General features: G+C 39.5%; 22 protein-coding genes and 1 pseudogene. 19 read left to right on the top strand and 4 right to left on the bottom strand.

The window, feature by feature from the left end; genetic code table 11:
• The first annotated feature begins 8 nt into the window (after positions 1-8).
• From purS to PYW42_RS07690, 10 genes are all read left to right on the top strand, one after another.
• A complete protein-coding gene (gene purS, locus PYW42_RS07735; protein WP_002357271.1) occupies positions 9-260 on the top strand; it encodes a phosphoribosylformylglycinamidine synthase subunit PurS in 252 nt (83 codons plus the stop codon).
• Complete coding sequence (purQ, locus tag PYW42_RS07730) at positions 261-935, top strand: phosphoribosylformylglycinamidine synthase subunit PurQ (protein WP_002364085.1); 675 nt, start codon at positions 261-263, stop codon at positions 933-935.
• Positions 932-3,151 carry a phosphoribosylformylglycinamidine synthase subunit PurL gene (gene purL / locus PYW42_RS07725; RefSeq protein ID WP_002384437.1) on the top strand — a complete coding sequence of 740 codons (2,220 nt, stop codon included), beginning with the start codon at positions 932-934 and terminating at the stop codon, positions 3,149-3,151. The genes purQ and purL overlap by 4 nt, the downstream gene beginning before the upstream one ends.
• A complete protein-coding gene (gene purF, locus PYW42_RS07720) occupies positions 3,127-4,566 on the top strand; it encodes an amidophosphoribosyltransferase (RefSeq protein ID WP_002384438.1) in 1,440 nt (479 codons plus the stop codon). The genes purL and purF overlap by 25 nt, the downstream gene beginning before the upstream one ends.
• A 1-nt stretch (position 4,567) precedes the next feature.
• A complete protein-coding gene (purM, locus tag PYW42_RS07715) occupies positions 4,568-5,599 on the top strand; it encodes a phosphoribosylformylglycinamidine cyclo-ligase (RefSeq protein ID WP_002384439.1) in 1,032 nt (343 codons plus the stop codon).
• The gene (gene purN / locus PYW42_RS07710) at positions 5,596-6,168 is read left to right on the top strand and encodes a phosphoribosylglycinamide formyltransferase (protein WP_002364081.1); all 573 of its coding nucleotides are present in this window, start codon (positions 5,596-5,598) and stop codon (positions 6,166-6,168) included. The genes purM and purN overlap by 4 nt, the downstream gene beginning before the upstream one ends.
• The gene (gene purH / locus PYW42_RS07705; RefSeq protein ID WP_002371047.1) at positions 6,120-7,706 is read left to right on the top strand and encodes a bifunctional phosphoribosylaminoimidazolecarboxamide formyltransferase/IMP cyclohydrolase; all 1,587 of its coding nucleotides are present in this window, start codon (positions 6,120-6,122) and stop codon (positions 7,704-7,706) included. The genes purN and purH overlap by 49 nt, the downstream gene beginning before the upstream one ends.
• Positions 7,707-7,724: 18 nt before the next feature.
• Entirely contained in the window at positions 7,725-8,972 is a 1,248-nt protein-coding gene (purD, locus tag PYW42_RS07700; RefSeq protein WP_002364079.1) for a phosphoribosylamine--glycine ligase, read from the top strand.
• Between the two features lie 127 nt (positions 8,973-9,099).
• On the top strand, positions 9,100-9,429 hold the full coding sequence (locus PYW42_RS07695) for an SdpI family protein (RefSeq protein ID WP_002364078.1): 330 nt from the start codon (positions 9,100-9,102) through the stop codon (positions 9,427-9,429).
• Positions 9,430-9,449: 20 nt separating this feature from the next.
• Complete coding sequence (locus tag PYW42_RS07690) at positions 9,450-10,184, top strand: TIM44-like domain-containing protein (protein WP_002388142.1); 735 nt, start codon at positions 9,450-9,452, stop codon at positions 10,182-10,184.
• Between the two features lie 39 nt (positions 10,185-10,223).
• Here the strand turns inward: PYW42_RS07690 and PYW42_RS07685 are convergent, their stop codons facing one another.
• From PYW42_RS07685 to PYW42_RS07670, 4 genes are all read right to left on the bottom strand, one after another.
• Complete coding sequence (locus PYW42_RS07685) at positions 10,224-10,745, bottom strand: QueT transporter family protein (RefSeq protein ID WP_002364076.1); 522 nt, start codon at positions 10,743-10,745, stop codon at positions 10,224-10,226.
• A gap of 145 nt (positions 10,746-10,890) precedes the next feature.
• Complete coding sequence (locus PYW42_RS07680; protein ID WP_002384442.1) at positions 10,891-11,676, bottom strand: 3-oxoacyl-ACP reductase; 786 nt, start codon at positions 11,674-11,676, stop codon at positions 10,891-10,893.
• Between the two features lie 62 nt (positions 11,677-11,738).
• Positions 11,739-11,972 (bottom strand): DUF2829 domain-containing protein, encoded by a 234-nt coding sequence (locus PYW42_RS07675; protein WP_002357284.1) that lies wholly within the window; start codon positions 11,970-11,972, stop codon positions 11,739-11,741.
• A complete protein-coding gene (locus tag PYW42_RS07670) occupies positions 11,962-12,624 on the bottom strand; it encodes a YigZ family protein (RefSeq protein WP_002357285.1) in 663 nt (220 codons plus the stop codon). The genes PYW42_RS07675 and PYW42_RS07670 overlap by 11 nt, the downstream gene beginning before the upstream one ends.
• Positions 12,625-12,765: 141 nt before the next feature.
• On the opposite strand from PYW42_RS07670, the gene PYW42_RS07665 reads away from it, so the two are divergent.
• The 9 genes and pseudogenes from PYW42_RS07665 to ftsX all read left to right on the top strand — a co-directional run bounded on the left by PYW42_RS07665 (position 12,766) and on the right by ftsX (position 21,932).
• Positions 12,766-13,053, top strand: coding sequence for a DUF7662 domain-containing protein (locus tag PYW42_RS07665; protein ID WP_002357286.1), 288 nt, complete (start codon positions 12,766-12,768; stop codon positions 13,051-13,053).
• A gap of 120 nt (positions 13,054-13,173) precedes the next feature.
• Positions 13,174-13,509, top strand: a complete 336-nt coding sequence (locus PYW42_RS07660; protein WP_002364074.1) for a PTS sugar transporter subunit IIB — start codon at positions 13,174-13,176, stop codon at positions 13,507-13,509.
• Between the two features lie 99 nt (positions 13,510-13,608).
• Positions 13,609-14,926: pseudogene (locus tag PYW42_RS07655) on the top strand (DEAD/DEAH box helicase).
• A complete protein-coding gene (locus PYW42_RS07650; RefSeq protein ID WP_002357291.1) occupies positions 14,916-15,602 on the top strand; it encodes a ComF family protein in 687 nt (228 codons plus the stop codon). Before PYW42_RS07655 ends, PYW42_RS07650 begins: the two are co-directional and overlap by 11 nt.
• A 138-nt stretch (positions 15,603-15,740) precedes the next feature.
• On the top strand, positions 15,741-16,292 hold the full coding sequence (hpf, locus tag PYW42_RS07645) for a ribosome hibernation-promoting factor, HPF/YfiA family (protein WP_002357293.1): 552 nt from the start codon (positions 15,741-15,743) through the stop codon (positions 16,290-16,292).
• A gap of 255 nt (positions 16,293-16,547) precedes the next feature.
• Positions 16,548-19,085, top strand: a complete 2,538-nt coding sequence (secA, locus tag PYW42_RS07640; protein ID WP_002381826.1) for a preprotein translocase subunit SecA — start codon at positions 16,548-16,550, stop codon at positions 19,083-19,085.
• 76 nt (positions 19,086-19,161) lie between these two features.
• A protein-coding gene (prfB, locus tag PYW42_RS07635; protein ID WP_111997025.1) for a peptide chain release factor 2 occupies positions 19,162-20,263 on the top strand; the annotation gives its coding sequence in 2 pieces (ribosomal slippage) (positions 19,162-19,233 and positions 19,235-20,263; 1,101 coding nt in all).
• 105 nt (positions 20,264-20,368) lie between these two features.
• On the top strand, positions 20,369-21,055 hold the full coding sequence (ftsE, locus tag PYW42_RS07630; RefSeq protein WP_010816123.1) for a cell division ATP-binding protein FtsE: 687 nt from the start codon (positions 20,369-20,371) through the stop codon (positions 21,053-21,055).
• Positions 21,048-21,932 (top strand): permease-like cell division protein FtsX, encoded by an 885-nt coding sequence (ftsX, locus tag PYW42_RS07625; RefSeq protein ID WP_002364071.1) that lies wholly within the window; start codon positions 21,048-21,050, stop codon positions 21,930-21,932. Before ftsE ends, ftsX begins: the two co-directional genes overlap by 8 nt.
• Positions 21,933-22,028: the final 96 nt, after the last annotated feature.

Below are 22,028 nucleotides of genomic sequence, written 5' to 3'. Positions count from 1 at the left end.
AAGCGCGTATGTATTTTGTAAAAGTCTATGTTACGTATAAAGAATCAATTTTGGATCCCCAAGGTGAAGCGGTTAAGGAAGCAGTCCATCGGCTTGGTTTTACAGAAGTAGCCGAAATCCGTGTCGGTAAGTATTTTGAAATGCACGTCCAGCAGACAGAAGCAATTGAAGAGAAAATTGAACAAATTTGTGATCAACTATTAGCCAATGTAAATATGGAATCCTATCGTTTTGAAATTTTATCTTTGGAGGAAATTTAAATGAAATTGGCAGTGATTGTTTTTCCAGGATCCAATTGTGATGCAGACTTATTGTGGGCTGTCAAAGAGGTGATGGGCGTCGATGCAGAATTTGTCCGACACGATGCCACTTCTTTAGCAAAATTTGATGGCGTGTTATTGCCTGGTGGTTTTTCTTATGGCGATTACTTACGTTGTGGTGCAATTGCTCGGTTTTCGCCAATTATCAATGAGGTGATTCGCTTTGCTGCAGAAGGCAAAATGGTTTTTGGTACTTGTAATGGCTTTCAAATTTTAACAGAAATTGGCTTACTTCCTGGCACGTTGCTAAGAAATGATTCGCTTCGTTTTATTTGTAAAAGTGTCCCATTGAAAGTGAATACGCACACAAAGTTTACAAGCGAGTATCCTGAAAATGTTTCGATACATTTACCAGTAGCGCATGGCGAAGGGAATTACTATTGTGATGAAAAAACGTTGAAAGAGCTGAAAGAAAAGAACCAAATTGTTTTTACGTATCAAGAAAAGGTGAACGGTAGTCTTGCGAATATTGCTGGTATTTGTAATGAACAGGGCAATGTTCTAGGAATGATGCCTCATCCGGAACGAGCGATGGAAGAATTGTTAGGTTCAACAGATGGACGCAGCTTTTTTGCTTCAATCATTAAAAACTTTGGAAAGGAATTAAGCCAATGATGAATGAACCAACACCAAAAGAAATCAAGGAGACACGGTTGTATGCAGAATGGGGACTAACAGATGAAGAATATCATCAGATTGAGACCATTTTGCAAAGAGAACCTAATTATACAGAAACTGGCTTATTCTCCGTGATGTGGAGTGAACATTGCTCTTACAAAAATTCCAAGCCCGTTTTAAAAAAGTTTCCGACGGAAGGGCCACAAGTGCTTCAAGGCCCTGGTGAAGGAGCTGGGATTGTCGATATTGGTGACGGATTAGCTGTTGTTTTTAAAGCAGAGAGCCATAATCATCCTTCTGCAGTAGAACCTTACGAAGGAGCAGCTACAGGCGTTGGTGGAATTATTCGCGATATTTTCAGTATGGGGGCGCGGCCGATTGCTTTACTGGATTCGTTAAGATTTGGCGAACTGACGGATGCACGAACACGTTATTTGTTTCAAGAAGTTGTGGCGGGGATTAGCGGTTATGGAAATTGTATTGGTATTCCAACCGTTGGCGGCGAAATTGCTTTTGAGCCATGTTATCAAGGAAACCCACTTGTTAATGCTATGTGTGTGGGATTGATTCGTCATGATGAGATTCAAAAAGGCCAAGCAAAAGGCGTCGGAAATAGCATTCTTTATGTAGGTGCAAAAACAGGACGAGATGGAATTCACGGTGCGACCTTTGCTTCAGAAGAATTTAGTGAAGGTGAAGAACAGCAACGATCTGCGGTACAAGTAGGTGATCCGTTTATGGAAAAATTATTATTGGAAGCTTGTCTTGATTTAATCAAAAATCATCAGGATATTTTAATCGGCATCCAAGATATGGGGGCGGCTGGCTTGGTTTCTTCAAGTGCTGAAATGGCATCAAAAGCAGGTTCAGGCTTGATTCTAGAGCTAGATAAAGTTCCACAGAGAGAGACGCAGATGAGCCCCTATGAAATGCTCTTGTCTGAGTCCCAAGAACGGATGTTAATCTGTGTGGAAAAAGGAGCAGAACAGCAAGCTTGTGAATTGTTTCAAACGTATAACTTAGAAGCGGTAGCGATTGGCTCCGTAACAGATGATGGACAGTATCGTGTCTTTCACGGTGGCAAAATAGTCGCAGATGTACCAGTAGATGCTTTGGCAGAAGAAGCACCTGTTTACCAGAAAGCCTATCAAGAACCAGAACGGATGCGTGCTTTTAAAAAATTAGCGCCCTTCATTCCAGAAATTACGAATAGTACGGAATTATTAAAACGCCTATTGCAACAGCCAACGATTGCATCGAAAAAATCAGTTTACGAAACCTATGATAGTCAAGTACAAACGAATACAGTGGTGCAACCAGGAAGTGATGCAGCTGTTTTAAGAGTGCGGGGCACCAATAAAGCCTTAGCGATGACAACAGATTGTAATAGCCGTTATTTGTATTTAAATCCTGAAATTGGTGGGCAAATTGCGGTTGCAGAAGCAGCCCGTAATATTGTAGCAAGTGGAGCACAACCTTTGGCTATCACTGATTGTTTGAATTATGGTTCCCCTGATAAACCAGAAAGTTTTTGGGAATTATGGACGTCGGCGGATGGAATCGCCGCAGCCTGCCGTCAGCTAGGAACACCCGTGATTTCAGGGAACGTCTCTCTTTACAATGAAACAGATGGTCAAGCTATTTATCCAACGCCAATGATCGGCATGGTGGGAGTGATTGAAGATGTTTCACAAATTACCACACAAGCGTTTAAACAAGTTGATGACTTAATTTATCTCATCGGTGAAACCCACCCAGATTTTAACGGCTCAGAAATTCAAAAAATGCAACTGGGTCGAATTGAAGGGCTATTACGCTCATTTGATTTAAAAGAGGAAAAAGCAAACCAAGAATTAGTTTTAAAAGCAATTCAAGCAGGCCTAGTTGCTAGCGCGCATGATTGCGCTGAAGGCGGCGTTGCCGTTGCTTTAGCCGAGTCGGCTTTTGCTAACGAACTGGGACTACAAGTGACACTGCCATTAACAAAAGAATATCTATTTGCGGAGACGCAATCCCGTTTTATTCTTTCAGTTAGTCCCCAGCATCAAGAAGCATTTGAAACTCTTATCGGAAGAAAAGCTCAACATATTGGGAAAGTGACTGAAACTGGTTTGGTCATTCATGCGTTAGATGATGTGATCAATTGTTCAACAAAAGAAGCCAAAGCCTTATGGGAGGATGCGATTCCATGTCTTATGAAGCAAAAAGCTTAAATGAAGAGTGTGGTATTTTTGGTATTTGGGGTCATCCTGATGCGGCACAAGTGACCTATTTTGGCTTACACAGCTTACAGCATCGAGGCCAAGAAGGCGCGGGAATTGTGGCGAACAATTCTGGGAAATTAGATGGCCACCGTGATTTAGGTTTATTAGCAGAAGTATTCCAAAAGCAAGAACAACTGAATGCGTTAGAAGGAACGGCGGCTATTGGTCATGTGCGCTATGCAACCGCTGGTACGGGTAGCGTGGATAATATTCAGCCATTTTTATTTAAATTTTATGATAGTCAAATTGGGTTAGCACACAATGGCAATTTGACAAATGCCAAGCGTTTACGAAAACAACTAGAAAGAGAAGGAGCTATTTTTCATTCCAATTCAGACACTGAAATTTTAATGCACTTGATTCGAAAAAGCACTGCTGTCTCGTTTCTCGATAAACTAAAAGAGAGCTTGAATTTGGTTAAGGGTGGCTTTGCTTATCTTTTATTAACAGAAACGATGATGATTGCTGCACTGGATCCCAACGGCTTTCGCCCTCTCTCCATCGGACAAATGAACAATGGGGCGTACGTTGTGGCATCCGAAACGTGTGCATTAGAAACAGTTGGGGCTCGCTTTATTCAAGATGTGGCGCCTGGTGAAGTAGTCATCATTTCTGATGAAGGCTTGAAAATAGAGGTTTTCACTACGGAAGTCCAACCGGCAATTTGTGCAATGGAATATATTTATTTTGCACGACCAGATTCAAATATTGCTGGAGTTAATGTGCATACAGCTCGTAAAAGAATGGGGAAGAACTTGGCAATCGAAAGTCCAGTCGCAGCTGATATGGTAATTGGTGTACCGAACTCGTCATTGTCTGCAGCTAGCGGCTATGCAGAAGAAGCACAGATACCTTACGAACTAGGTTTAGTAAAAAATCAATATGTCGCTCGAACATTCATCCAGCCGACACAAGAATTAAGAGAACAAGGTGTCCGTATGAAACTATCGGCAGTTCGTGGCGTGGTCAAAGGAAAAAAAGTCGTTTTAGTAGATGATTCGATTGTTCGCGGAACCACTATTCGGCGCATTATCCATTTATTAAAAGAAGCAGAAGCGCAAGAAGTTCATGTCAGAATTGCTTCACCGCCATTAAAATATCCGTGTTTTTATGGCATTGATATACAGACGAGGGACGAACTAATTGCGGCAAACTATTCAATTGAAGAGATCAAAGAGCAGATTGGCGCAGATTCGCTGGCTTTTTTGAGTGAAGCAGGGCTGATTGATGGGATTCAATTAAATTATGATGCTCCTTATTCTGGGCTGTGTATGGCTTACTTTAATGGAGACTATCCAACGCCTTTGTATGATTATGAAGAACAATATCAAGCATCCTTGAAAAAAGAAACTAGGAGGAATTGACATGGAAAATGCCTATTCAAAAGCTGGCGTAAATGTTGAGGCAGGATACGAAGTAGTGGAACGAATTCAAAAGCATAGCCAAAAGACACAACGGACGGGAACGTTGGGCATGCTTGGTGGTTTTGGTGGTTGTTTTGATTTAAGTAGTTACAAGCTTAAAGAACCAGTTTTGGTATCAGGAACGGATGGCGTAGGCACAAAGTTACTCTTGGCAATTGAAGAACAGAGACACGAGACAATCGGAATTGATTGTGTAGCAATGTGTGTCAATGATGTCGTCGCACAAGGCGCCGAACCGTTATATTTTTTAGATTATTTAGCGTTAGGGACCGTTAATCCAGCTAAAGTTGAAGCAATTGTTGCGGGTGTTGCGGCAGGCTGTTGTGAGGCGAATGCAGCCTTAATTGGGGGCGAAACAGCTGAAATGCCTGATATGTATGAAGCAGATGCTTATGACGTGGCTGGTTTTGCCGTGGGTATTGCTGAGAAAAGTCAACTCTTGACTCCAAGTAACGTAAAAGAAGGCGATTTCTTGATTGGTCTTCCTTCAAGTGGTCTTCATTCTAATGGTTACTCTTTAGTAAGAAATATTTTTTTTAAGAAACATTCGTTTAAAACAACGGACAAGCTTCCAGAATTGGCACCCAAAACGTTAGGGGAAGAATTATTAACACCAACAAAAATTTATGTGAAGGAATTATTGCCATTGTTAAAAGCAGGACTCGTGCATGGGGCTGCGCATATTACTGGCGGCGGGTTTTTAGAAAATCTACCAAGAATGTTTTCTTCCGCATTAGCTGCAGAGATTCAATTAAATAGTTGGCCAGTGCTACCAATTTTTAAATTGATTCAAAAATACGGTGAAATTCCACCTGAAGAAATGTATGAAATTTTCAATATGGGCTTAGGGATGATTTTAGCGGTGAGTCCAGAGCATGTTGAAAAAGTTCAGGAGCTTTTGCCAGAAGCTTTTGAAATTGGTCGTTTGGTACCTAGGAAAACGAAAGCCGTTATTTTTAAGGAAGCCTTATGAAGATAGCTGTTTTTGCATCTGGCAATGGTAGCAATTTTGAGGCGATTGCTGCAGCTTTTTCCCAGAAAAAAATCGCAGGGCAGTTGAGCTTAGTCTTTTGTGATCAGCCTGAAGCCTACGTATTGACCCGTGCCCAAAAACGCAAGATTCCCGTTGTTTGCTTTTCGCCATCTGATTTTTCATCTCGTGAGCAATATGAGGAACAAGTATTGAAACATTTAAAAGAGCATCAGATCGATTTAATCGTGTTAGCTGGTTATTTGAGAATTATCGGCAAGACTTTACTGGAGGCTTATCCAAAGAGAATCGTCAATATTCATCCTTCTCTGTTACCTAGTTTTCCAGGTCTTCACGGAATTGAAGAGGCATTTCATTATGGAGTGAAAATAACAGGAATCACTATCCATTATGTTGACTCTGGGGTTGATACAGGACCGATTATTTTCCAAACAACCACCAAGATTGATACTGAAGATACTTTGGACACATTAACAGAGAAAATTCATGCTCTTGAGCACGAATGGTACCCAAAAATAATTTCACAAATTGTAAAGGAGACAATGAAATGACCAAAAGAGCATTGATTAGCGTTTCAGACAAAACAGGAGTGACAACATTTGCAGCAGGCTTAGTTGCAAATGGCTTTGAAATTATCTCCACTGGGGGAACAAGGACTGTCTTAGAAGAAGCCGGGGTACCGACACTTGCTATTGACGACATCACTGGCTTTCCCGAAATGTTAGATGGCCGTGTCAAAACGTTACATCCGAATATCCATGGCGGACTTTTGGCAAAAAGGGGAAACCAAACGCATCAAAAAGCACTGACTGAACAAGGCATTCAATTTATTGACCTTGTAGTAGTGAATCTTTATCCATTTAAAGAAACAATTTTAAAACCAGCAATCTCTGAAGCAGAAGCAATTGAAATGATTGATATTGGCGGTCCTAGCATGTTACGTTCAGCGGCAAAAAATTATCAAGACGTAACAGCAGTGGTTGATCCTAGTGATTATGAACAGGTATTAAGTGAAATTAGCAGCACTGGAACTAGCCAGTTAGCCACCAGAAAAAGATTAGCAGCAAAAGTCTTTCGTCATACCGCTGCTTATGACGCGCTTATCGCTGACTATTTAACGACGCAAGTGGGTGAAACTGAACCAGAGAAACAGACGCTTACTTATGAACGTAAGCAAACATTGCGCTATGGTGAAAATAGCCATCAACAGGCCACCTTTTATCAATCCGTTGTACCTGTATCATTATCCATTGCTTCCGCTCGACAACTTCATGGCAAAGAACTGTCATATAACAATATTCGAGATGCTGATGCAGCACTCCGGATTGCTAGCGAGTTTACAGAACCTACGGTCGTCGCTGTTAAACATATGAACCCATGTGGAATTGGAACAGGAAAAACGATTTTGGCAGCCTATCGTCAGGCATTTGAAGCAGATCCAGTTTCAATTTTTGGTGGCATTGTTGTTTTGAATCGTCCAGTGGACCAAGCGACTGCGGCTGAAATGCATCAAATCTTTTTAGAGATAATTATTGCGCCTAGTTTTGAGGAAGAAGCTCTGGCATTGTTATCTCAGAAAAAGAATCTTCGTTTGTTAACGTTAGATTTTCATGCTCAAGAAAAAAAAGCGGTGGAATTAGTTTCTGTTATGGGCGGGTTATTAATTCAAGAACAAGATACAGTTGTTGAAAATGACCAAGCATGGCAAGTTGTTACAGAGCGCCAACCCACACCAGCCGAAAGAGACGCATTGAACTTTGCTTGGAAAGCAGTCAAGCATGTAAAATCAAACGCTATTGTTTTAGCCAATGAAAGTCAAACAGTGGGAATTGGCGCTGGTCAAATGAATCGAATTGGGTCAGTAAAAATTGCAGTTGATCAAGCCCAAGCAGCTGGAAAATTACAAGGGGCCGTCTTAGCAAGTGATGCCTTTTTCCCCATGGCAGATAGTGTGGAATACGCTGCACAACATGGTATTCAAGCAATTATTCAGCCAGGCGGGAGCATTAAAGACCAAGCATCAATCGATCTAGCGAATCATTATGGCATTGCGATGATTTTTACTGGGACTCGTCATTTCAAACATTAATTTTTAAAGGAGAAACCGATGAATATATTAGTGATTGGGCGTGGTGGTCGTGAACATGCAATCGCCAAAAAATTACAGCAAGAAGACAAAGTCAAGACTGTTTATTGTGCACCAGGTAATCCTGGTATGAGTGGTGATAATATTCGGACTGTACCTATCAGTGAAGAGCAACAAACGGAACTAATTCAATTTGCGAAGGATAATCAGATTGATTGGACATTTGTCGGACCAGAAACGCCATTAATTGAAGGGATTGTAGATGCCTTTCAAGCAGCGGGATTACTGATTTTTGGCCCGACAAAAGCAGCTGCAATAATTGAAGGTTCAAAAAGTTTTGCGAAAGATTTTATGCAAAAATACCAGATTCCAACGGCGGAATATCGGGTCTTTCGACGTTTGGCACCTGCCTTAGAATATATTGAAAAGCAAGGAGTACCAATTGTTATTAAGGCAGATGGTTTGGCAGCTGGAAAAGGAGTAGTAGTTGCCGAAACAAAAGCAGCCGCAAAACGGGCGCTAGTTGCGATGATGGAGGACCAACAATTTGGAGCAAGCGGTCAAACGGTCGTAATCGAAGAATTTTTGCAAGGAGAAGAATTTTCCTTAATGGCCTTTGTTTCTAATGAGAAGGTATATCCGATGGTGATTGCTCAAGATCATAAGCGGATTTTCGATGGGGATGCTGGTCCGAATACAGGGGGGATGGGTGCTTACACACCAGTGCCTCAGATCCCAGAAGAAGCGGTTCAGCAAGCCATTAGCCAAGTCCTGAAACCGACTGCTAAAGGAATGGTGGCTGAAAAACGTCCGTTTCAAGGGATTTTATATGCTGGTTTAATCCAAACAGAAACTGGCCCCAAGGTTATTGAATTTAATGCTCGATTTGGGGATCCAGAAACACAAGTTGTGTTGGCACGTTTAGAGAGTCCCCTTTCAGAAATAATTTCTTCATTGCTGGCGAAAGAGCAACCAACGATTGCATGGAATGAGTTAGCGAGTGTTGGTGTTGTTGTAGCAGCAGAAGGCTATCCTAATCAATACAAGACAAATCTACCATTGCCCGAAATGTCTGGTGAAACCATCCATTATGCAGGGGTAACTCGTTCAGAACAGGCTCTGGTTTCGGCTGGCGGACGAATCTTTTTAGCAGAAGCAACTGCTTCGACTCTTGAAGAAGCCCGCAAAAAAGTTTATCAAACATTGGATAATTACTCATTTCCTGGAATGTACTATCGAAAAGATATAGGTGTGAAAGGCTTGATTTAGGATTTTTAAAAACAGAGGCAAGGACATTTAATCGAATGTTTCCTTGTCTTTTTTTTATTGCAAATTCAGATAGGGAGGCATAAACTGAAAGTATATCTATCATTAAATAGAGGAGAAAACTAAGATAATGAGAAACAAGCAGATTGAAAAAGTTAGTCAACGGTTGTTTATTGTTACAAGTGTCTTGGCAGTCAGTTTACTGTTATTAAGTGCGCTGGTTTATCCTGATTTACCAGCTCATGTGCCCATTCATGTGAATTTTTGGGGCAAGGGTAATTCGTTTGGCCCAAGATCTAGTATATTTATGTGGCCAGTGGTCCTGTTTGGCTTGAGTATTTATCAACGAAGTTATCAATCAGTACAACCATATGGTAGGTGGCTGAAGGTGTTCTTAATCATTGTTAATCTTGGCGCTTTGTTTAGTATCCTGCGTCTATTTATTCATTTGTTGGTTTGAAGGGGTCGAAAGGTGAGAAAATGAGAAAGTTAATTTTAGTTTTTGTGGGTTGTGCCATGGCCTTTTGTTTATGGCCTAATCAAGCGGCGGCTGTAGCTGGTGGCTATGGCGGCGGACGTGTAGAAAGTCCTAGCGGGGGTAATCCCTCGAATGGTTTTTCGCCAGGCGGTGATGGATCAAGAAGTTATGTTCATCATAACGAGACCGGGACCAGCAACACAACGCCACTGGAAGGCTTAATTTCAACAGTGTTTTTTGTTCTTTTTGGGGGCGTGATGATTTGGCAAAGACGCCGTAGAAATCAACCAGTCGATGAAGGCGCTTTTCAAGAAATGTGGGCAGTATTACCTGGAACATCAAAAGAAAAAAAGGCACTCTTAAAAGAAATACAACAAACGTTTTTAGAAATACAACAAGCGTGGGATCAAGAAAACTTGTCTGTAGTCAAAGATAACTATACAGAAAAACTTTATCAAAAACATCTTGCAGTATTACAAGCAAATCAACAAGCGGGCATCAGAAATCATGTAAAAAAAGTGAAAGTAGCGCCAGCTTCGAATTATCATCATATTAGTGAAACCAGTTTTTCACTGATGCTTCATTTTTCTTGTATTGACTACGAGGAAGATATTCAAAGCGGTCTTGTTTTATCGGGATACAAGCATCAAAAACAATATTTTTCACAACTTTGGTATTTTGATTACAATCCATCTCTTGGAAAATGGCAAGCAGACTTCATTCAACCTAAAGGATAGTGCTAAAAAGCGCTTGGGGTTTAAACCCCAAGCGCTTTTTTATTCTTCGATGCGTTTTACAAGCTGTATTTTTTTATTTAATACGTAAATCAGGATACCGCCGACGGTCATTGAAAGAAGTTCACCAAGTCCAACGGTCAACCATGTGTACCAAAAAGGTAACTGATAAAAGAACGTTAAAGGTCCGGCGACAGTGAACATGGACAAAGCAAAAAGAATGGCCGTTAGCATTAGTTTAATCAATAAATTTTGCTGATTTTTTGTCGCAAAATAGGCAATCCATAAGACTGCGCACGTTCCAGCGCTACCGATGACTATATCGATGATACCAAGAGGCGAAGCGGCGTTGGCAATCGCAACCCCTAACGTAATGGACCAGATATATCGCTTGTTAAAAACGCCTAAATAATTAAATAATTCGGCAAGACGAAGCTGTATCGGACCAAAACTAAGCGGAGCGAGAAGTACAGTGACAACGACATACAAAGCGGTAACCAGCGCCATTTTAGCCAAAGCCGTAGCTGACCACGTACTGGTTTGTGGATTTGATGAATGATTCATTTAAGATTCTCCTTTATAAAACAACGACGTGTTTTAGTGATAACCATAACCAAAGGAAGGGCAGTAAAGCCAACTGAAGTGTTATGGTGTGAGTTGCCTCACTGTGTTACATGTTACTGAAGAACAGACACTCTGTAAAGTCTTTTTATTTCATGGTCCAACCACCATCAATGGTCATAACTGTGCCATGGATATAATCAGCGTCATCACTAGCTAGAAATAATGAAAGTTTTGCTACCTCTTGTGGCTGTGCCCAACGGCCCGCAGGTGTTTCACTTGCTACCCAAGTAGCCATTTCACCTTCTCCTGCAAAATCAGCTGCGTTCATGGGTGTTTGGATGGCACCTGGCGCAATCGCATTTGCTCGAATGCCTAATTTGGCATAATCGTAGGAAAGTTGTTTTGTATACCCGATGATTGCGTGTTTGGAGGCAGTGTACGCTGCGCCGCCGCCCCCAGCTACTAAGCCAGCGATAGATGCCATATTAACGATTACTCCTTTTTTTTGTTGGAGGAAATAAGGTAATAGAGCATTGGTCACTAAAAAGACACTTTTTAAATTGGTTGCTAAAATTTGATCCCATAAAGCTTCCGAAGTTTCTAGAGAAGGACGATAATCATCTAAAATACCTGCCGTATTTAATAAAATATCAATTTGGCCGTTGTCTTTCACAATTTGTTTCATCGTGGCTTGCACAAATGAGGGAGAAGACACATCACCGACAAAATAAGTAAATGGCTTAGTAGAATCTGGGTTAACCAGTGCGGCTGTCTGCTTTAACCCCGTTTCGTCTAGGTCGATGCCAATAACTTCAGCACCTTGCTCAGCAAAGGCAATTGCTTGTGCTTGGCCAATCCCTGAAGCTGCACCGGTTACAAGCACCCGTTTTGTTTCAAATTCTTTTGGCATAAGAAAAACTCCTTTAAACATTTAAAAATTAAGGTCTGGAAGAACGAGCAATCGCCGTAATCTGCCAGACCTTATGTGTGTAGTTATGCTTCAACAATCACCCAATCTTCTGCTAAGACATCACAAGGTGTTGGTGAAAACATGCTGTAGCCTTCATCAGAAGTTTTGATTAAAAAATACGGGGTAACTTGTAAAAATTCACCTTCGGAGGTGCCAATTTCATCACGTAATTCAATAAAAAGTTCAAAACCGCTCCAGCCTTTACGTACGGCTTTTTTTCCTGCTTTAATCTGTGGCAATACTTCTTCAAATGTCATTTGCTTGTGCTCCTTTTTCGTTAAATGGTAGTTCGTGATAGCTTGTTGCGCCTTTTTCAATTGTCAACTGGCCGTTAAGTAGATCCGTCATTTCAGCTATAAATGTTTCTGTTGCTTGTTCATCTACTAAACAAATTAACTGAATAGACTCTGTGTAAATAGTTTCTTTAAGCGTGTAGGGACTATGTTCCAAAAAGGCTTGGGCTTTTCCTAATAAAGGATAGGCGATCGTAATCAATAGCTCTTGTTGCAATTTGCCAATGACTAAACCAATTTCATCTAAAGTGTGGGAAAGAGCATGACTATATGCTCGGATTAAACCACCAGTGCCTAATTTTATTCCGCCAAAATAACGAGTGACAACAGCCACTACGTTGATTAACTCTTTTTTCTTTAAGACTTCCAGCATTGGAACACCAGCAGTGCCACTAGGTTCGCCGTCATCGCTACTCCGCTGAATGTCATTTTTTTCGCCGATCACAAAAGCACTACAATTATGATTGGCTTTCCAATGTTCTTTTTTTATTGCGGCGATAAAGGCTTTTGCTTCTTCTTCTGATGTTACGCGCTTTACAGAACAGATAAACCGCGATTTCTTGATTTCAATCTCGCTGAAACCATCTTGTTTGACTGTAATATAGCTTTCTAACATATGGGCATCCTTTTCTCTCGTAATAAAGTCAGTATAAAAAAGAATCAACTGAATAGCAACTTTTTCTCTCATCTTTTTTGTGAGATTTTTGGAAAAAAACGTTATAATAAGGTATGATAGAGAAAAGGGAGGCGCTGGAAAATGGTACATACACGACAGAAAAAATATGATACAATTACTCATTATTTGAAAACGAATGGCGGTTCCCAAGTTACTTTGACCTTTACTCAGTTTGATGAATTGTTATTCCCTCATTCTGGTTTACCAAAAACTGCTAAGACAGATGTCGATTGGTGGGCGAACGATTATAAGCATCCAGAAAAGGGCGCTTATGGTTGGTTGAATGCGAGTTACCAAGTAGTTCAAGTGAATTTGGAAAAAGAATATGTGGTATTTAATAAATTACTGAAATCAGCATGGTACGTTTAAACTAGGATTGTATCCGCTTTAAAAAACAAGAATGATTGACAAAAATTAACTTTACACTATAATATTTTTAATAGATAATGTTGAAAATTGAAAAAGGCAATGGTAAAAGGGGCTGTTAAAATGTCAAAAAAAACAATTATGTTAGTTTGCTCCGCAGGAATGAGTACTAGTTTACTTGTTACAAAAATGCAAAAAGCAGCATTTAATCAAGGCTTAGATGCCCATATATTTGCGGCTTCTGCATCGGAAGCAGACACAAATTTAGAAAATAATCCAGTCGATGTGTTATTGTTAGGTCCACAAGTTCGTTATATGAAGAGTGATTTTGAAAAGCGTCTATCACCAAAAGGTATCCCAACAGATGTCATTAGCATGTCTGATTACGGCTTAATGAACGGGGAAAAAGTGTTGGAACAAGCCTTGGATTTGTTAGCACAAGCAGATAAAAAAGAGTAAAAACAAGTTGTTTTTTCGAGAATCTTCGAAAAAGCAACTTGTCTTTTTTTTTCGTAAAAAAGCTAGAGAAATGCGTATTTTATAATTGAGGTGGTTAACATGGAAGACTTGCATGGACGTAAAATAATTATTGAAGAAACAGAACGTTCAATACAGACAAAACTGGTTTATTTACCAACAATGTTAGAGCGTTCCCCCCTAACAATTCAATGTCAGCGGTGCGGGGAAGTCGTATCCAAAAAAGAAAACAGACTGGCGACAAATGTATACTACTGTCATGCGTGCATTCAATTAGGCCGTGTGACTTCTTGTCAAAAATTTTGTCATTTACCAGAAAGGCCCAATAGCCCAAGAACTGTCTTTTTTGAGTGGTCTGGACAATTAACAAAGGGACAGCAAGCGATCTCGGTTGAACTTTGTGAGACAGCAAAAGCAAGAGAGAATCGCTTAGTGTGGGCAGTTACAGGTGCAGGCAAAACAGAAATGTTATTTGCTGTTTTGCACCAAACCTTACAAGAAGGGGGACGAATTGCGCTGGCTTCGCCGCGTGTCGATGTTTGCTTAGAACTTTTTCCCAGAATCCAAGCGGTTTTTCCTCACGAAGCAATTGCTTTACTTCATGGAAACAGTCAAGAAGCGTATCGTTATACGAAACTAGTGATTTGCACCACCCATCAATTATTGAAATTCCATCAAGCGTTTGATTTACTTATCGTTGATGAAGTCGACTCTTTTCCTTTTGTTAATAACGAACATCTTTATTATGGAGTGCGTAACGCACGAAAAAAAAAGAAGTAGTTTGGTGTACTTAACAGCAACGCCTACGAAAGAATTGCGGAAGCTTTTACAGCAAAAGAAGTTAGCAGCCAGTATTTTGCCAGCAAGATATCATCGTAGGCCATTACCTGTGCCACGCCGATTTTGGGTTCAGTCGTGGCAACGTCTTTCTAGCAAAAATATTAAAATCATTGCACATCATTTGAAACGTTTATTGGTGCGTAATTCAGTTTTACTATTTTGCCCAAGCATTTCATTAATTCACCAATTGCATGCATTAATAGCTCAGCGATTTTCCGACAAAGAAGTTGTCGCCGTTTATGGTAGTGATGAGCTTCGCCTAGAAAAAGTTCAAGCAATGCGTCAGCAGAAAACGGATATTTTGATCACTACAACCATTTTAGAACGTGGTGTGACTTTTGATGCAGTCTCAGTTATTGTTTATGGTGCCAATCATCGAGTCTTCACTTCTTCAACACTTGTCCAAATTGCGGGCCGAGTCGATCGAAGACAAGAATTCAATTACGGCGAAGTTTTATTTTTACATGATGGGGAAACAAGAGACATGAAAGAGGCAATTCGGCAAATAAAGCAAATGAATCGCTTGGCTAGCAAACGAGGGATGTTAGATGGATTGTAAAAATTGCGCAAGCCCCATTCGTTTGGAGATAACATTAAAAATGCTCTTACGTTTTAAAAAATGGGCGAGGCCTTCACTTTGCCAGCACTGCCAAGCAAAGTTCCAGAAACTGCCAATGACAGGCACTTGTTTTGGCTGTAGTCGCGTCAGCCAAGAGCGCTATTGTTTTGATTGTCAAAGGTGGCAGCTGCTTTATCCCGAGTATTCTTTTCATAATGCAGCGTTGTTCCATTATGATGAAGGAATGCAAGAGTGGATGGAACGCTATAAATTTCAAGGAGACTATCGCTTAAGAACGTGTTTTAATGAGGAAATCAACTCTTACTTTCGGCAACAATCTGCGGACTATATTATTCCGGTGCCCTTATCCGAAAAACGAATGCAAGAACGAGGCTTCAACCAAGTAATTGGCTTACTAGAAGCGGCTGATGTTCCGTACAGCCCTTTTTTAATTAGAAAAGAGGAAAATGTTCCGCAATCTAAGAAAACTAGAAAGGAAAGGATGCGGTTGCAACAACCATTTGCCATCCAAAAAGAAAACCAAAAAAAATTAAAAAATTGTTCTGTTATTTTGGTGGATGACATCTATACCACTGGACGAACTCTTTTCCACGCAGCTGCTGTTATCAATGACTGTTATCCTAAAAGTTTGAATACGTTTACTCTCGCGCGGTAAAAAGAAAAGAATTCATAAATTTGATGACTATTTTGTTGGCAAAACCCAGATTATTCGATATAATGAAATTAAGAAGAAGGGAATTAAAGAGTGGTCCTTTAATCTTTTCTTTACTGGTAGATGAAAGGGGTAATTGTTATGTTTAGATATAATGTACGTGGAGAAAATATCGAGGTAACCGAAGCGATTCGAGACTATGTTGAGAAAAAAGTCGGTAAATTAGAAAGATATTTCAGCGATTCACCTGAAGCAACGGTTCACGTGAATTTGAAAGTGTACACTGAAAAAACAGCCAAAGTCGAGGTTACTATTCCTCTTCCTTATCTAGTTTTACGAGCTGAAGAAACGTCACCTGATTTATACGCAAGTATTGATTTGGTTGTCGATAAATTAGAACGACAAATTCGTAAATTTAAAACAAAAATCAACAGAAAATCTCGTGAAACAGGACGTAACAATACAAAAGCCGCTGTCTTCTTAGTTGGTGAAGAAACAGAAGAAACACCTTCAGAATTAGACATCGTTCGTACAAAACGTCTATCATTAAAACCGATGGACAGTGAAGAAGCTGTTTTACAAATGAACATGTTAGGACACAACTTCTTCATTTTTGAAGATGCTGAAACAAATGGAACAAGCATTGTTTACCGTCGTAAAGATGGCAAATATGGCTTGATTGAAACAGACTAAAGCTTAAAATAAGAGCTGAAATGCCTTCGTGCATTTCAGCTCTTTAAACATCTTTAAAGCACGGAGTAAAGAAAAAATAAAGAAATACATAAAATAACTTTAAAAGTTCCTCTTTTAAAGGAAAATGTCTGTAAAATAGAGAGAAATGGTTTTCTTTCTCGTCAAGTAATGATAAAATAAAACGGATAGATTGTGCTTCTTGTACAAAAAGGATACAAAAATAAAAAGAGGTAATTGAAAGGAACACAGATACCAATGGCAAATTTTTTGAAAAAAATGATTGAAAACGATAAAAAAGAATTAAGACGATTAGAAAAAATCGCCGATAAAATTGATGCACATGCAAGTGCAATGGAACAACTAAGCGATGAACAATTACGTGAAAAAACAGATGAATTTAAAGCCCGTTATCAAAAAGGGGAAACCTTAGACGAACTATTACCAGAAGCGTTTGCGGTTGTCCGTGAAGCTGCTAAACGAGTACTAGGTTTATTCCCATACCGTGTCCAATTAATGGGTGGGATTGTGCTTCATGACGGGAACATTCCTGAAATGAGAACAGGTGAAGGGAAAACCTTGACTGCCACAATGCCTGTATACTTGAATGCACTATCTGGCGAAGGAGTACACGTTGTTACAGTTAATGAATACTTAGCAACCCGTGACTCTAACGAAATGGGAGAATTATATAATTTCTTAGGCTTAAGCGTTGGTTTAAACATTAACTCTAAATCTTCTGATGAAAAACGTGAAGCGTATAACTGTGATATCACTTATAGTACAAATAACGAATTAGGATTTGACTATTTGCGTGATAACATGGTTGTTTATCGCAGCCAAATGGTTCAACGTCCATTAAACTATGCAATTGTCGATGAAGTGGATTCAATCTTAATTGATGAAGCAAGAACCCCATTAATTATTTCTGGACAAGCTGAAAAATCGACAGCACTCTATACGCGTGCCGATAATTTTGTCAAACGCTTAAAAGAAGACGAAGATTACAAAATTGATATTCAGTCTAAAACAATTGGTTTAACAGAAGCAGGGATTGAAAAAGCTGAACAAACTTTCGGATTGGATAACCTGTACGATATTGAAAATACAGCATTAACGCACCATTTAGATCAAGCGTTACGGGCAAACTATATCATGTTATTAGACATTGATTACGTGGTTCAAGACAATAAAGTCTTAATTGTTGACCAATTTACTGGTCGTATCATGGATGGTCGTCGTTATTCTGATGGCTTGCATCAAGCGATTGAAGCAAAAGAAGGCGTCGAAATTGAAGATGAAACAAAAACAATGGCGACGATTACGTTCCAAAACTACTTCCGGATGTACAAAAAACTAGCCGGGATGACTGGTACTGCTAAAACAGAAGAAGAAGAATTCCGTGAAATTTACAATATTCAAGTCATTCAAATTCCAACCAATCGTCCAATTATCCGTGACGATCGTCCAGATTTACTTTATCCAACCTTAGAAAGTAAATTTAATGCAGTGGTGGAAGATATTAAAGAACGTTACCACAAAGGACAACCAGTGTTGGTGGGGACTGTTGCGGTAGAAACGTCAGAATTACTTTCTGATAAATTAAACGCAGCTAAAATTCCTCATGAAGTATTAAATGCGAAAAATCACTTTAAAGAAGCCGAAATCATTATGAATGCCGGTCAAAAAGGCGCAGTTACAATTGCAACAAATATGGCTGGTCGTGGAACGGATATTAAACTTGGTTTAGGTGTACTTGAACTAGGTGGTCTAGCGGTTATCGGGACAGAACGTCATGAGTCACGTCGTATTGATAATCAGTTGCGTGGACGTGCAGGACGTCAAGGGGATCCAGGGGTTTCACAATTTTATTTATCTTTAGAAGATGACTTAATGAAACGCTTTGGTTCAGAACGAATTAAAACATTCTTAGAACGAATGAATGTGCAAGAAGAAGATGCAGTTATTCAAAGTAAAATGTTTACTCGCCAAGTAGAGTCTGCTCAAAAACGTGTGGAAGGAAATAACTATGACACACGTAAAAATGTCTTACAATACGATGACGTGATGCGCGAGCAACGTGAAGTTATTTATGCGCAACGACAAGAAGTAATTATGGAAGAAAATGACTTGTCTGATGTATTGATGGGCATGGTAAAACGGACGATTGGCCGAGTGGTGGATAGCCATACACAATTAGAAAAAGAAGAATGGAATTTAGATGGGATTGTCGATTTTGCAGCCTCAACACTTGTCCATGAAGATACGATTTCTAAAAAAGATTTAGAAAATAAATCAGCTGAAGAAATCAAAGACTACTTAGTGGCACGTGCGCAAGAAGTATTTGAAGAAAAATCTCAACAATTGAATGGCCAAGAACAATTGCTAGAATTTGAAAAAGTAGTCATCTTGCGTGTTGTCGATACTAAATGGACAGATCACATTGATGCAATGGATCAATTACGCCAATCTGTCGGCTTACGTGCGTACGGTCAAAACAACCCATTAGTAGAATATCAAACAGAAGGTTATTCTATGTATAACAATATGGTGGGTTCAATCGAATATGAAGTAACACGTTTATTCATGAAATCGGAAATTCGCCAAAATGTCCAACGTGAGCAAGTAGCTCAAGGACAAGCGGAACATCCAGAAACAGAACAAGATGCAGCTGCACAAAGCAACACAAGTGCGAAGCGTCAACCTGTGCGTGTAGATAAAAAAGTGGGCCGTAATGATTTATGCCCATGCGGAAGTGGCAAAAAATTCAAAAATTGTCATGGAAGAAACGCTTAATTAAAGAAAAAACGCAGGGTGGGGCAATTTGTCCCGCCTTTGCTCTTTTTACAATAAAGAGAAAGAAGGAATCATTTTGGAAAACCCAGAAATTCGTACATTATTAGACGAAATGACACAAAAAATTACTAGCTTCAGGAGGTCTCTTTGACTTAGACCAGTTAGAAGAAGACATTGCCGAGGCGGAAAATCGGATGGGAGAACCTGGTTTTTGGGACAACACAGAAACGGCTCAAAAGCTAATTAACGAAACCAATAGTTTGAAAGAAAAATATCAACAATTTCATCAGCTCTCTGAGGAACTTGACGAATTAACGGTGATGTTTGAATTACAACAAGAAGAATATGATGCAGAGATTCAAGAAGAATTGGAAGAAAGAATTCATCTCTTGCAAGAACGTTTAACAACGTATGAGCTATCCTTACTACTAAATGAGCCATATGATCATAATAACGCCCTAATTGAATTACACCCTGGTGCCGGTGGTACTGAATCACAAGATTGGGGAAGTATGCTTTTACGAATGTATACACGTTGGGCAGAAAGTCACGGTTTCCAAGTTGAAACGTTGGATTACCAAGCTGGAGATGAAGCAGGGATTAAAAGTGTCACCTTATTAATCAAAGGTTACAATGCTTATGGTTACCTAAAATCTGAAAAAGGTGTCCATCGTCTTGTGCGGATTTCGCCCTTTGATTCCGCTAAACGCCGTCATACTTCGTTTTGTTCAGTTGATGTAATGCCTGAATTAGACGACACAATAGAAATTGCGATCAATCCAGATGACTTAAAAATTGATACCTATCGAGCAAGTGGTGCTGGTGGTCAGCATATTAATAAAACAGAATCGGCTGTTCGAATCACACATATTCCAACAGGTACCGTTGTCGCAAGCCAAGCACAACGTTCTCAATTAAAAAACCGTGAGCAAGCAATGAGTATGTTAAAAGCCAAATTATATCAATTGGAAATGGAAAAGAAAGCCCAAGAAGCAGCAAGTTTACGTGGTGAACAAATGGAAATTGGCTGGGGCTCACAAATCCGTTCTTACGTGTTCCATCCGTATTCAATGGTCAAAGACCATCGGACAAATTACGAAACCGGCAATGTACAAGCTGTGATGGATGGAGACCTTGATGGTTTCATTGATGCCTACTTAAAACAGCGCTTAAGTTAAGCTCTTCATTAAATTGAAATAAAAATGTAACTTAATGCAAGAAGTTTGCAATATTGACATGTTATAATGAGTAGGATTGAAGAAAAAAGAGATGGAGAGAACGCCATGATTGAAATGAAAGATGTAATGAAGAAATATTCGAATGGTACAACAGCGATTCGAAATATTTCAGTAGAGATTGACCAAGGCGAGTTCGTCTATGTGGTTGGTCCCTCAGGTGCAGGGAAATCAACCTTTATTAGATTAATGTATCGTGAAGAAAAAGCAACAAAAGGTAATTTGACAGTTGCAGGTCATGATTTAATGAAAATAAAAAATAAAGAAGTTCCTTATTTACGTCGTGAAATCGGCATCGTTTTCCAAGACTATAAACTATTACCAAAGAAAACTGTGTATGAGAACGTGGCCTATGCGATGCAAGTTATCGGACGACGTCCTCGCGAAATCAAAAAACGCGTGATGGAAGTTTTAGATTTAGTCGGTCTAAAACATAAGGTACGTGTTTTTCCAAGCGAACTTTCTGGTGGGGAACAGCAACGGGTATCCATTGCACGAGCAATCGTAAATACACCGAAAGTTTTAATTGCCGATGAACCAACTGGGAACTTAGATCCAGAGAATTCATGGGAAATCATGAAATTGTTGGACCGGATTAACGCACAAGGAACAACAGTCGTGATGGCAACGCATAATAGTACAATTGTAAATACGATTCGTCACCGTGTTATTGCCATTGAAAATGGTCGCATTACCCGTGACCAAGTGGAAGGAGAATACGGCTACGATGATTAGAACATTCTTTTCTCATTTATTTGAAAGTATCAAAAGTTTAAAACGGAACGGTTGGATGACTGTTGCCTCAGCAAGTGCGGTTACAATTACATTAGTTTTAGTTGGTATTTTTATGGGCGTTATTTTTAATGCAACGAAACTTGCTGATGATATCGAAAAAAACGTGACAGTGTCTGTCTTTGTCGATATTGGTACAAAACAAAATGAAATGAAAACATTAGAAAAACAACTTAAAGGATTAGACAATGTTGAAGATATTTCTTATTCAAACAAAGATCAACAATTGAAAAAAATCCAAGAACAAATGGGGGATGCCTGGAATCTTTTCGAAGGCGACAGTAACCCATTATACGACGTGTATTATGTCCGTGCAAAAACACCAGAAGACACGAAAGATATTGCGAAACAAGCAGCTAAATTCCCAAGTGTTTTTAAAGCCGATTACGGTGGTGTAAACTCAGACAAAATCTTTAAAATCGCTCAAACCGTTCGAACTTGGGGCTTAGCAGCTGCTGCATTACTTTTATTCGTTGCAGTGTTCTTAATTTCCAACACTATTCGGATTACGATTTTATCTCGTCAAAAAGAAATCCAAATTATGCGTCTTGTAGGAGCCAAAAACAGTTTCATTCGTTGGCCGTTCTTCTTAGAAGGTGCTTGGATTGGGTTGATTGGCGCAATCGTGCCAGTCATTATTATGACGTTAGGCTACCATCAAGTTTATAACATGTTCAACCCGCAGTTATTGCGTTCGAATTATTCATTAATTCGTCCAGAAGATTTTATCTGGAAAGTCAATCTATTAATGATTGCAACAGGAATGATTATTGGATCACTAGGTTCAGTTATTTCAATGCGTCGTTTCTTGAAAATTTAAACGAAAAAAAGCTCTCCATTTTGGAGAGCTTTTTTTCGTTTAGTTTTAAAATACTTGTTATTTAATTTAAGAGTTTTCTCAGTTGTACCAACAAAT

Source organism: Enterococcus faecalis (assembly GCF_029024925.1).
Classification (GTDB): domain Bacteria; phylum Bacillota; class Bacilli; order Lactobacillales; family Enterococcaceae; genus Enterococcus; species Enterococcus faecalis.
This window is presented reverse-complemented; position numbering and strand designations above follow the sequence as displayed.